At 50.8% G+C, this 13,001-nt stretch carries 8 protein-coding genes and 1 pseudogene; 2 read left to right on the top strand and 7 right to left on the bottom strand.

Translation table 11 applies throughout. The features are described 5' to 3' along the window. From ABLV75_RS09120 to vgrG, 6 genes and pseudogenes are all read right to left on the bottom strand, one after another. A pseudogene (locus ABLV75_RS09120) lies at positions 1–350 on the bottom strand (type VI secretion protein VasK); the annotation flags it as partial. 6 nt (positions 351–356) lie between these two features. Continuing rightward, complete coding sequence (locus ABLV75_RS09115) at positions 357–1,790, bottom strand: hypothetical protein (RefSeq protein ID WP_004114150.1); 1,434 nt, start codon at positions 1,788–1,790, stop codon at positions 357–359. Continuing rightward, on the bottom strand, positions 1,790–2,050 hold the full coding sequence (locus tag ABLV75_RS09110; protein ID WP_024274502.1) for a PAAR domain-containing protein: 261 nt from the start codon (positions 2,048–2,050) through the stop codon (positions 1,790–1,792). The genes ABLV75_RS09115 and ABLV75_RS09110 overlap by 1 nt, the downstream gene beginning before the upstream one ends. Positions 2,051–2,309: 259 nt before the next feature. Continuing rightward, a complete protein-coding gene (locus ABLV75_RS09105) occupies positions 2,310–4,250 on the bottom strand; it encodes a hypothetical protein (RefSeq protein WP_024274503.1) in 1,941 nt (646 codons plus the stop codon). Beyond that, a complete protein-coding gene (locus ABLV75_RS09100; protein WP_004114157.1) occupies positions 4,243–5,016 on the bottom strand; it encodes a hypothetical protein in 774 nt (257 codons plus the stop codon). Before ABLV75_RS09100 ends, ABLV75_RS09105 begins: the two co-directional genes overlap by 8 nt. 353 nt (positions 5,017–5,369) lie before the next feature. Further along, positions 5,370–7,859 (bottom strand): type VI secretion system tip protein VgrG, encoded by a 2,490-nt coding sequence (gene vgrG, locus ABLV75_RS09095; protein ID WP_348854926.1) that lies wholly within the window; start codon positions 7,857–7,859, stop codon positions 5,370–5,372. A gap of 1,383 nt (positions 7,860–9,242) precedes the next feature. Here vgrG and ABLV75_RS09090 point away from each other — a divergent pair. Continuing rightward, entirely contained in the window at positions 9,243–10,349 is a 1,107-nt protein-coding gene (locus ABLV75_RS09090; protein WP_004103976.1) for an AI-2E family transporter, read from the top strand. Positions 10,350–10,678: 329 nt separating this feature from the next. Continuing rightward, positions 10,679–11,170 carry a serine protease inhibitor ecotin gene (gene eco / locus ABLV75_RS09085; RefSeq protein ID WP_004114163.1) on the top strand — a complete coding sequence of 164 codons (492 nt, stop codon included), beginning with the start codon at positions 10,679–10,681 and terminating at the stop codon, positions 11,168–11,170. Positions 11,171–11,215: 45 nt separating this feature from the next. Here eco and mqo read toward each other — a convergent pair whose 3' ends face one another. Then, positions 11,216–12,850 carry a malate dehydrogenase (quinone) gene (mqo, locus tag ABLV75_RS09080; protein ID WP_004103978.1) on the bottom strand — a complete coding sequence of 545 codons (1,635 nt, stop codon included), beginning with the start codon at positions 12,848–12,850 and terminating at the stop codon, positions 11,216–11,218. Positions 12,851–13,001 lie beyond the last annotated feature (151 nt).

Genomic DNA, 13,001 nt, shown 5'->3' with positions numbered 1-13,001 from the left:
ACCAGCAGCAGGCGGACTTTGTGGCGCCAGAAACGGGTATAGCGGCGGCGGAGATATTGTCTTAGTGAAGAAAGAGGTACATTTCGTTCCTCTGCCCCGGCCACCTCGCCTGTCAGGCGAGGGTCATGCGGCGTCAACGGGATGTCGTTTTTCTGGAAAGGGATAAGGAAAAAAATAAGCACGCTTAACGAACTGGTCAGAAAAACCGTACCCAGCAGCGAAATCCAGAATACGCGTTCACCCGTCCATTCAAAAAAAAGATGAGTTGTCTGGGCCAGAATAAACAACAGAGCCAACAAAACAACCAGGACACAGAGACCCGCTCCCGGGATGTATAAAAACCTTTTCATATTGGATTATTCCTTGCGGGCAAGTCCGGCTGCCTGAATAAAATGGGGGCGTTGCAGAGCAGTGAGGGCACGGCGCAGCAGGAAAACAGCGCCGGGCAGAGACACGGCCAGCGACAGCAGCACGCTGAACACGCCGTACCAGGAAAACAGCCAGTCCGGGAAAAAACGGGCAGTTGCTCCAAAAACCGCAATATTGAGCAATACCGCAAGGCTGAGCGACCCAGCCGGATAAGGTAACGGAGCCAATCTTACATCTTCATCATGGGTAACCGGCAGACTGTTGCCGACAACCATCGCACTGGCCTGTTTGCCATCCGCCTGTAGCAGCCAGTGGCTCCCCGGACCGTAACTGACCATCTCTGCTGCCGCAGCCACCATCAGCCATCCGGCCAGAGGCCCGTAGTTAGCGCTGATTTTCGCAAAATCGACAATACCACCGGCGGCGATATCAGTCTGCAGGGGCAAAGGTAACTCATTAACCACCCGCCCCAGCGCCTGCGCGGACGGCGCAGATAACCCACTGTGCCAGACCAGATGTTTTACCCCGGGAGGCTGCTGCGCCATATCACGTAATTCCGTCAATTCACGGGGCAATGCATCAGTATTCAGCGGCATGGCGCGAAATACTCGCACCGCATCGCGCTGTTCTGACGATTTCAGCATCGCATCGGGCAACAGCAGCAACGCACAGGCAAATTCCGGTAAGTTTTCTTCTGGCTGGCGGTAATGCAGCGCCAGCACCAGTAGTGGATAACGAGCAGTAGACAGGAATTTATTCCAGTTATTAAAAATTGACGAACTGGGTAAGGCATGAATATCTGGCATCCATGGTAATTCTTCATCTTCCCAGAGAAGGGAAAAATACTGGAGCTCCTGTTCTTTATCAGGAGCAGATGTCTGTATTACCACCGTTAACGGACCTGAAGGACAGGACTGGAAAAGTATTGTTTTAATCTGGTTTATTAACAAACGACAAAGTTGTTCAAAGCGTGAAATACCAGGAATTAAATTTTCCTCAGGAAGCAATGTTAATAAAGGAGTTTCGTCACTGTTTTCAGGCATAACACCCGCCAGTCGAGAAAGCAATTGTGGGTCTGCGGTTAATACCACACATCTGGTCACGCATAAATGCAGGTGTGCTTGATGCCGCCATGCCAGATGCATATTTCGTCGCCAGTTATTCCAGTTACGGACGCGGAAAGTCTGTATTTCCCACCATAACAAATAAAAGGTTACGGCAACAGTAACACCCACCAAAGTATATCCGGTCAGTGGTAGCCAGTAACCGCTTGCAAGCGTTGGTAAATCACCGGAGGGTGAATACAGTACCACCCGCACTAACGCGATAAATACACCGGCGAAAGTAATTGACAGGCATATCCAGGGTGACCAGGGTTGTGCATCAGGCCTCGCGGGAACCTCTGGTAATGACCAGCCCATCAACCTATCTCCACATCCGGCAAACTAGCGTAGACCACAGAACCACAGGCACTCTTACAGCCATGCACCACGATTCCCCTGCCGTTTTCCTCATAACTCATATCACATTCCACTATCGGGTTAGCGCCGTGCTCCGGGCAATACACCTGGTCATTCAGCAACATCGCGTTTTTTCCTTCAATATTAAAAGTGGACGATGCTGAAATAACTCTTCCGCCATGAGAAGTGACATCATTGATAACAACAACACGTCTAGCCATATTTACCACCTATTACTAACTGTTCCTAATATTTATTTTCACTCATGAGCCCTGCGTTCATACCAAAAAACCCATGAAACATTAATGCAATAATTACCAACCGTAAAAACCTTCATAATTAAAGTTATCGATTGACATATCAGGCAATAAAATGTCTCACACAACGACGTTCAGCTAATAAACTTTAAGTCATAGAATATGTATGTGATTAATTCCATTGCTGGTAAATACAGTAACTACTTTCAGCGATGATAATTTTTCATTTCTTCCCGATACATCGGGCTATTTCTTCGGCCTTTCTCTTCACCGCATCTTCTGCCACATCCTGCCGGATTGCCGGGGGAATATCCGGCTTATTCAGTTCGCCTGTGAAATAATAATCATCACTTTCCAACCAGTCCGCCTGCCTGCGCAATTCTGCCAGGCTTGCCCGATCCCATGAATGCCAGCAATACCCTAGCGGTAGATCATAGGCCACAACTCGACTCATAAAATGTTCATTCATTGGCAGGGTACTGTGATCGGTCGGGCGCTGAACATAGGTCCTTATATCTTCCAGCATTTCAGTTCTCGACTGTTTTTCATATTTCACCCGATCCTCTTTCGATCCCGGCCCAGGTTGATACCAGGAGGAAGGTGTTTTAGGCACCATCTTCTGGTCAAAATAACCGTATAGTGAAATGTAATAACGGTAGTCTATGTCAACGGGTCTTTTCGTCGTCGGGTTAATCTGTCCGTAGCCGTATCCTATTGAGCCAGTTTGCTTTTCAGTGCTGGCATAATCCTGGTCAAAATTTTTCAGTTCCTCAGAAGTCAGTGGTTCTGGTACCTGCGGCGCATTAACCGTCAGCATTTGTCCTTTGTCTGGTTCCAGCCAGGTCATCTTCTGAAGCACCGTGGTCGTACTGTCCCAGAATGGCTTACCATCCCCAAGATTACTGAAATGGGTTTGTGTATCCGGTGCATTTCCACACGGTGTATTACGCCCCAGCATACGGACATAAAGTGTGTCGCCTGCCAGCTTAAATAAAGAATGGGATTCACTATAATCACTTTCTTTTGTATTAGGTAACCCCTGCCAGCCAATACTTCGCAGCGGAGCCGAGCCCATCACCCGGTCATGCGGATTACAGTAAATCCACGTGGTACCGTGGTTATCGCGCTCCGGCAGTCCAGCGTGGGTTTTCCCTTCCGGCGTCCAGCTTTCGCCATCGCTGCTGACGCCTGCCAACAGGCGATCGTAGCCCTGCTGCGCAAGGCGGGTTTTGTTTTCCGCAACCTTTCTAACGATATCGGCAAACGTAGCCTCCCGGGCTTCCCTACTGATGATCTCTTTCACCGGATAGGAAATATAGGTGGTGAGTTCGTTTTCCAGCGCATAAGGTGAATTCATGACGAACAGCGCATCCGGTGCCTCAATGGCTGCTGCCGCCAGCGCAACCATTGTCCCCTGGCTGTGTGACAGCACCGTAACTGTGTCTTCAGGATATTTACTGCGGATGGTTTTTATCAGGTCCGCCAGACGCCCGGCGGCGTGCGCATAATAGTGGCGCGGCGGCGCCGCGGTCAGCAGGCGATCACGCTCACCATTAATCAATTGAGTGCTGAAGGGGATCGGCATACCCAGCACATTCGGCCAGTTGTCAAATCCCTTCTCACTCCACAGGCTGACCAATTGATTACAGCCGTTCTGGAACGGCCCGCCGCCCCAGAACCATGGGCCTTTCGTTTTGCGCTCTTCGGGAGAAAGATCATAGTAATTATCACCTTTCTTGTTTTTTAACGGAATGGCGTATCTATCGGTTTCGTTATTAGCAGCACGATAACCCCAGTAGAAGCGGATAACTGGGGAGCGGTTTTCTTTGATAATTTTCCTGGCAGGAACAATCCATTTGGTGCCATCTTTGTTCCAGTGAGCATCTGCGTATTCGTTAGCTTGCAATTGATGTACAGTATCTTTGTCAGATAACCCAAGTCGATTATTCAAACCATTACATAATGATACTTCAGCCTCTTTATACCATTCGCCTTCTGAATTAACTCCATGTACGAATATAATTAATCCAGGCAACTGCAATGGCGGTTGAACTTCCGCTTTCACTTTTATATTTTTATGGGAAGTCATTGAGTAGGAAAATGGCGTGCCATTATCGGTTGTATGCACCTCTACTTTTCTGGTTGGTGAGGATTTATTATTCATGAGAGACTATCCCTGAAAATTTTACGGGTTCTAATCGTCGGTCGCATTGCATTTTTTCCTGAAGAATTTGAGATACATCTATAGAAAGTTCTGGTTGATAAACTGGTCCAGTCACTCCGGGATAGCCTATTTTTTTGGCAGACTCTGCATTTGGGTAAAATGTCCATTTTAGGGCATAAGCATTCGTTGGCGATCGTTTAGAAGAATGATATACAATCAAATAAAATCCCTCATCCATGACTAACATATCATAATCTTTTGTATCACCTGTTGGATCCTGAGTATGGCTGCCATATTCAACGCCGTAGAGTGTTTTTCCACCATCAGTTGTGACAATGACGGCATTCATACAACCTTTATCTGCTCCCATACAAGCTGCATGATTTGTATCTATTGTTGCTGGAAATGCCAGATAATCATCACGTATGGACAACCAGAATAAACGGCCTTTAAACAGGTATCCTGAACCGTCCAATACTTTGACATGAATATCTTTTTCTTTGTTATTATAAAACGTTTGCCCATTCTCGCAGCGGGTATAATTCTCCAATGTAAAATAACGATTATTATCTATCCGGTAGATCACCTGCGGCAGACCATATACCGGTGACGGTGCATTTTTGTCTTTTTCTGTCATTACCGTTTCATGCAGGCTCCCTGCCCCCAGACCGAATGCGGCCCCTTCAGTAACGCAACCGCTTAATGAAAAAAGAGAACAGCTTAACAACACTAGTTCCAAAAATAATACGATTAATTTATTTATCATATTCTTACCCCAGTTATTTATTCAAAAGAGTCTTCATTCCATCTATTTATTTCGAGGTTGCAAGCGAATAAGGGGACAAGCATAACCAGAATTATGACTGACATATCTGCTTCGTTATCTAAAAAAATTCATAATGTGTAATTGGACAATTTAATAACGGTCCTCGCTATACAATCAGCCCGTGTGTTTTTATAATCAAGCCCCCCCCCTGCTTCACTATATAATTGAACTTACCGAATAGAGCCTCCTGGGCGTAATAAATAGTCATCCTTACGCGCTCTATTCCCGGAACACCACTTAACAGCGGCTGGAGAAACCACATAGTTAATTTATGTGGTACATTCTTCTTCCTGTTATTTTTTCAGGATAATTTTCAGCATATCAATTGTCTGTGAATTTATAAGCGAAGAATGTCCCATCGCATTCGTCATGCCAGACATTACGTTTCCGTCCGGCAAGTGAATCTCATATTTCTGATTTGCCAGAGCCTTTCCAGAAACCGGATGAGTAATAATAAACTTCTCATCAAAACTTCCCGACTCAAACGACTTCATTACTGCCTGCATACTACCCGAACCTGCTTTCTTAATACCGGTGTTTTTTATCAGCAACTTTCCAGGACCGCCAATTTCAACATTCCCTCCTTTGATTTTGATATATCCGCCCCCGCATATCAGCGTCAGCTCATCCTGTGCCGTTATTACCAGTCTCTTACCACTCGAAATATACGTGTCCTGCGTTGACCAGGTGGTAATATTTCCGCTCTGCGCCTGAATATCAATATCCCCCTGCGATGCGAACCATTTAGCCCCCCTCTGGCTCCAGAGGCTAATTTGTTTTCCTGCTGCCAGTGTGAAGTCCTTTTGCGCACCCAGATCCAGTTGTTTACCGGCGATCAGCGTCAGATTCTCCTGCGCTGACAGCAACATATCGTCACCACTTGCCAGCGCCACGCCTTGAGAGGCCGTCGCCAGCAATATTTCCTTCTGAATCTGTTCTATTTTCTGTTGCAGCAACTTCTGTTGACGCCCCACATCTGCAGCCAGCGCCTGTGCCTGTTGTGCACCGGCAGCCAGCGACTGCATTTCCACCAGCGCCGCTGAAAGCCGCGACAACGCAGGCTCCATCGCCAGCTGCTGCCCCTGCGCTTTCATCTGCGCATCAGCGGTGATGAATATCCCTTTCCCGGCCCGTATCGCTCCGTAGCTGTCGGTACGCAGCTCGAATCCCTCCCCGCGCGGCTGTTTTCCGCCGTCCACCAGATGCCCCAGGTTCAGCTGGCTCTTGCCGCCGTACTCCGTGCTGACCTTGATGTGCTCTTTTCCCCGCGCGTCGTCGAGGCGGATTTTGTTGTTCGCCGGCGTGCGCAGCACGTTACGTTTATAGTTCCGGATGGTGACAGGGTCCGGGTGCGCCGAGTCGTGCAGGACACCGGCTATATATGGCCGGTCCGGGTCACCCTGTTCAAAGGCGATGGCCACCTCGGTGCCCGCCAGCAGCGGCAGATGCAGGCCGTACGTGTCACCGGCATACGGGCGCGCCTGGCGTACCCACAGGCTCTCTTCTCCCGGCTGCCAGTGGTCGCGGTCGAACAGCAGGCTGACCCTGTAACGTCCGTCGCGGTCGATATGGCCGTAGATATCACTGCTTTTCGTGCTGGTGACCCGCGCCGGCAGCGTCCCGGCCATCACCGGCCTGGCGATACTGGCCGGGCGGAAGCCGTAATCTTCCGAATACGGGATGGCGTGGAAGGCCACCTCAAAACTGCGGTCGCGCCGGGCGCGGCTGTGGATGTGGGTTATCACCACCCCCTCACGGAAGGTGCCGGTGACCTCTTCGCCGCCGCTCACCTTCAGTTCCTGACCGGGGGCGAGCGTTGCGCAGCTGCTCTTTGCGCTCAGCCGGGTCTGGTCGTTCAGGTAGCGCTCGTGACGCAGGCGGGCATAAAACGCCCCGCTCTCCGGCGCCGGGTCGCGCGGATGGCTGTCGCCCGGCGTCAGGTAGTTATCCCCCCAGTGGTACGCCTCGCCGTAAGTGGTGCTGTCGCCCCGGCTGACATCGATGCTGAGGCTCATCTCCGCCGGCGCGTTGCGGTAGTTATAGTCCCGGGTGAACACCGACTGCGGCACCACGCGATGCCGGCTTTTCAGCGCCCACACCGACTCGGTACCGCTGTCGTGCTGGCCGGAGGGCGGCACCGACGGCAGAATCAGCCCCTGCCCGTCGTGCCGCTGGTCGTCGTAAAACTCCACCACGTCAATGTTCAGCCGGGTGTCGGCGGTGAAGCGGAACCAGATACCCACCTCACTCAGCAGGCGGGTGATAAAGCGCAGGTCGTCCTCGCCGTACTGCATCACCTGCTCGCGCCGCGGGTACGCCTGCGCCAGCGTGAAGATAAAGTCCTCCCCGCGCATGCCGTGGCGGGTGCGCAGGATATGCTCCACGATATCCGGCACCGACATATCCTGGTAAATCCGGTTCTGGTGGCTCCGGGAGAGCAGCGCCAGACGCGGCTGCAGAGTCAGGGAATAATGCGTTTCGTCCCGGGAGGCGGAAAGGCGCTCAAACGCCGTCACCACGCCCTGAATCGTGCGTACCGGCTGCCGGATTTTTACCCCGAAGCCCTGGTCAACCGGGGCCTGCAGGGTGAAGGCGGCATCCTGCATCAGCATCTGCTGCGGCGTGAGGGTTTTGTCGGCGCTGGTGAATTCAATCTGGTAGCTGAACGGTTCGCTCAGGGCCTCATCGCCTTCAAAGGCCAGCACGTCCAGGAGGGCGCGGCAGCCGCGCACCGTTAACAGAGGATGGTTGTGGCTGAACTGCTGTGCCGGGATATCACCCATTCGTTCACCTCTTTCTCAAACGTCATCGCAGGCTGCTCCTCTTTATTGCAGGCCGGAACCGGGCCCGTCTGCGCCGGCTGACAGTGCCCGGGCAGGATTTGCCCGCTCGCCCGGGTCTGGCGCACTCCTTCTGCAGCACGGTACAGCAGGAATTAAGTTGGCGTTGCGGCATGGCGGGGTTTTCACAGGAGTCTCTCTTTATCGTTTGCGGGCACGCTACCGCCCATCGCTGCTGACTTACCAAAGCGCATCAGGCCTGACAGGCTGATTGTGTGTTTTTGCCAGGTTCGCGCATTTCGTCAGCTAACGTTTCTGACCACCCTGGGACTTTTAAAAATATTTCCAGGTTATTTCCTGAAAAGTAGCGTTATTAAGAAGCCAGCAATTAGAGCGGCGTCGCCAGCATGGCGCGATGTTACGATCTCTTCGAGCAGCTATTTCCTGATTAAAGTCTTTAATACAGGCAACATTCAGCATCAACTTTTATTCCGAACCGTCCCTGCCAGCATATTTTGCACGTTGAAGATTATGTCCGGGCTAAATTAAAACAGCCCGATATTGAAATAATTTTTATTGATAATGATTTTTTCTCCTTCAGAGAATAAACGGCTGCTGTATTACGACTGACAATCGCTGGTGGTTAGAAGTTTTAGTCGTAGATCGACACTCCTCTGTACGCCACCGATATACAGTCTTAAGGGTAAATTAATACGTTAACCCGGCTTGTATTCTGAGTCGTAGCGGCCATAGCAATCTCTTCCTTTGAGGGACCTTAGAGTAAAATAATGAATAGCCTGAATAAAACCATAGTAGAACAAAGTATTGTAACAGGTCAACCAGTAAGCCTCCCGCTTTTAACCAGGGTTTCAATTAAGAAATTCAACTCTCTGTAAAAAATACTAATTATTCATTCTGCTTAATGACTAAATTCATAGCAGACGTATGAATAAACTTTGCATTCATATATAAATAAAACCATTTAATTGATATAAATCAATGCACTCTAGGGATAACAATTATTCCTGGAACTGAAAACACTCTGCACAATCAATAGAAGTTTAAATATTTTCATGCATACCCGCTGTAAGGGAATAATAATAGTGGGTATTAATATCGTGATAATAATGGAAAGAGAATTTAATATAAAAGAGCCAAATAATACCTGGCAGTCTCAGCGGCTGATTACTCGTCCTGGCGAGCCGGACAGAGAAAGCGAGAACAAAAATAGCGCGAATCCATTCTGCCGGTGTGTTTAAAGTATGAGCAGAAATGATATCTCCCATCAATACAGCTCTTCTACACATCGCCGCAGCAGCTATGATTGTAAATTGCCGAGAAACTTCTATTATTTGACTGTACACGTCATTTTTCTGAAGGATTTACATGAGAGTTAATGGACTTACGAAAGGATTTTTCATCCTGATCGTGCTGATCGTCACCCTGGCTTTTTTCGACGTTCTCTCCCCCTATTATTCAGCCATTTTATGGGCGGCCATTCTGGCGGTGATCTTCCACCCGGTGAAAAACAAACTGCGCGATCGGCTCGGCGAGCGCAACGGCCTGGCGGCGCTGCTGACCATCGTCATTATCTGCCTGATTGTCTTTACCCCGCTGGCGATCATTCTTTCGTCGCTGGCCTTCGAGCTCAACGTGGTTTACACCAAACTGCAGCATAATGACACCCAGTTCCCGACCGTGGTAGCCAGCCTGTTTGCTCATCTGCCGGAATGGGCCAGGAGCTTCCTTTCTGAGCATAATCTCGATAGCGCGGAACAGATTCAGCGCCAGCTTTCAGACGTAGCGCTGAAAGGAGGCCAGTACCTGGCCGGTAGCGCATTCTTGATTGGGAAAGGGACCTTCGGCTTTACCGTCAGCTTCGGCATCATGCTTTATCTGCTGTTTTTCCTGCTCAAAGATGGCCCGTATCTGGTCAGACTGATCCTTGAATCCCTGCCGCTATCGAATCACGTGAAGCAGCATCTTTTTGCTAAATTTGCCGCCGTCTCCCGGGCGACGGTAAAAGGCACCGTCGCGGTGGCGCTTGCGCAGGGCGCGCTTGGGGGACTGGCGTTCTGGATCGTGGGGATTGATGGCAGCATCCTGTGGGGCGCCCTGATGGCGTTTCTGTCGCTAATCCCGGCGGTGGGCTCGGCGATTATCTGGGTTCCAGCGGCAATCTATCTCTTCGCGACCGGCCAGCTCTGGCAGGGCGCGTTTATCGTCGGTTTCTTTGTGATCATCGTAGGTCTGGTGGATAACATTCTGCGACCTTTACTGGTTGGTAAAGATACCAAAATGCCGGACTACCTGATCCTGATCACCACGATCGGCGGAATGGAAATTTACGGCATCAATGGTTTTGTTATCGGCCCGCTGATCGCCGCGCTGTTTATCGCCTGCTGGAACCTTCTCTCCGGACGCGATCACGCTGGAAACATTGATGAGCTTGATGAAGATTTCCTCGAAGAAGGTAAAAATCACGAAGAGTAGCAGCGCTGTATTGCAGCGCTTTACAGGTAAAATGTTGCCATCCCGGCAGGTGGCGATCGGCGTTTTATCTGAGCGGTAAATGAGTAAAAACAGCGCGGGACAGCAAAACGCAGGGGGGCACCCCCTGCTCGACTGCGATGAAACCCCGTTCTCAGCGCCCGTCTTAAACCGAGACGTTAAGCTTATGGGAAGTAGTTAACGACTACGCTCCCTCTCATAAACAGAATTTATAACTGCTATTTGTGAAAATTTTGGTAAATTGCACTTATCATTCAGCGGATAAATGCTACTCTTATGCCGTTGAGGATTGATAACAAAGGATTACCCACGTGAAAAAAATCACTACGTTCGCCGCTTCCATGCTGGCTCTTGCCTGCGTTTCCGCCAGCGCCGTTGCAACTGAACAGCCGCTGGAAAAAATCGCTCCCTACCCTAAAGCGGAGCAAGGGATGAAGCGTCAGGTGATTCAGTTGCCGCAGCAGCCGGATGAGTCAACGCTAAAAGTGGAGCTGATGATTGGCCAAACGCTGGAAGTCGACTGCAATCGTCATCGTCTTGGCGGTCAGCTGGAAAGCAAAACCCTTGAAGGCTGGGGCTACGACTACTACGTATTTGATAAAGTGACTTCCCCCGTCTCGACCATGATGGCCTGTCCGGATGATAAAAAAGAGAAGCAGTTTGTGATGGCAGGTCTGGGCGATGCGGGAATGCTGCGTTACAACAGTAAGCTGCCAATCGTGGTTTATACCCCGGCCAACATCGATGTGAAATATCGTATCTGGAGAGCGGACGAAACCATCGGCACGGCCGTTGTGCGTTAATCCCTGTACGAGTGAATCCGGCGGCCTGAGCCGCCGGAGAAAAAGTTAGAGCGCAATATCAGCGACCGGTTTACCTTCCGGCAGCGGCTTCAGCTCCGCCTGCGGTACCTCATCAGCCACCGTAACCGGCTCGTAGTGCAGTTCCAGCACTTCGCTGGTCCACGCCAGCGCCTTTTCAATTTCCGCAGCGTTGCCGTCCAGACGCGTACCGTAGCTTGGTATAATCGCTTTCAGTTTCGCCTGCCACTCCGCTGAGTTGACCTTCTCTTTGAACACTTTTTCCATGAGCTGCAGCATAATCGGCGCCGCAGTGGACGCTCCCGGCGAGGCGCCCAGCAGCGCGGCTACGGTGCCTTCGTCATCGCTGACGACCTCGGTACCGAGGCGCAGAACGCCGCCCTTCTTCTCATCGCGCTTGATAATCTGCACGCGCTGGCCAGCCTGCCATAAGCGCCAGTCTTCTTTGCGCGCTTCCGGATAGTATTCACACAGCGCCGCGTGACGATCTTTGTCCTTTTGCAGCACCTGGCTAATCAAATACTTCACCAGATCGAAATTATCCAGCCCCACGTTGAGCATCGGCATGATATTCGAGGTGTTGGTCGAGGCCAGCAGATCCCAAAGCGAACCGTTTTTCAGGAAGCGGGTCGAAAAAGTTGCGAACGGCCCAAACAGCACCACGCGTTTGCCGTCGATAATACGGGTGTCGATGTGCGGAACCGACATCGGCGGCGCGCCAACCTCGGCCTGACCGTAGACTTTGGCCAGATGGTGATTAACCACTTCCGGGTTCTCACACACCAGGAACTGTCCGCCGACCGGGAAGCCCGCGTACTCTTTAGCCTGCGGAATACCGGTTTCCTGCAGCAGGGTTAGCGCGGCGCCGCCGGCCCCGATAAAGATAAATTTAGCCTTGATAACCCGTTTCTGGTGGCGGTTGTTCGCATCCGCCAGCGTAACGGTCCAGCTTTTGTCGGCGTTGCGCTTAAAACGGCGCACCACGGTCCCCAGCTGGAGAGAGAAATTATCATGGGTTTGCAGCCCGGCGATCAGCTGACGGGTGATTTCGCCGTAATTCACGTCGGTACCCACCTCCGAGCGGGTCGCGGCCACCTTCTGCTGCGGATCGCGTCCTTCCATCACCAGCGGAGCCCACTCTTTTATTTGTTGATGATCTTCAGAGTAGCGGATACCGCGGAACAGCTCGCTTTGTTGTAAAGCCGCATATCGAGCGCGCAGGAAGTTAACATTGTCTTCGCCCCATACGAAGCTCATGTGCGGCACGCTGTTAATAAAGGATTTAGGCTTTTTCAGAATGCCCCGGGTCACCTGATGGGCCCAGAACTGACGAGAAATCTGGAAGGATTCGTTGATGTCGACCGCTTTATCGATGTTGATACCGTTAGCGGTTTGCGGCGTATAGTTCAGTTCCATCAACGCCGCGTGGCCGGTACCCGCGTTGTTCCATCCGTTCGAGCTCTCTTCCGCCACGCTGGACATCTGCTCGACCATGGTAATAGACCAATCCGGCTCCAGTTCCTGCAGCCAGGTTCCCAACGTGGCGCTCATGATGCCGCCGCCAATCAACAATACATCCGTCTCTTGCTCATGGCGGGTGTTGGTCCGAGTGTTATTGGAACCAACCGCCTGTGAGCTGGGTACGGCCATCTTTTTCTTCATCGGATTTGAGCCTTACTTTACTCGCTTTTTTATTTAGCGCAGGTGAAACGATTCTCGGCTTCAAAGGTAACACTGAAGAAAAAAAATTTAAATATTGTTTAAATTTTAAGTTGAGTTTTGAGATCTGTTATAAAAATGTTTAATAAATGTG

The sequence above is a fragment of the Klebsiella sp. CN_Kp066 genome, from assembly GCF_040065135.1.
Taxonomy (GTDB): Bacteria; Pseudomonadota; Gammaproteobacteria; order Enterobacterales; family Enterobacteriaceae; genus Klebsiella; species Klebsiella oxytoca.
Note: the sequence above shows the minus strand (reverse complement) of the source record. Positions and strands in the feature narration are given on the sequence as shown.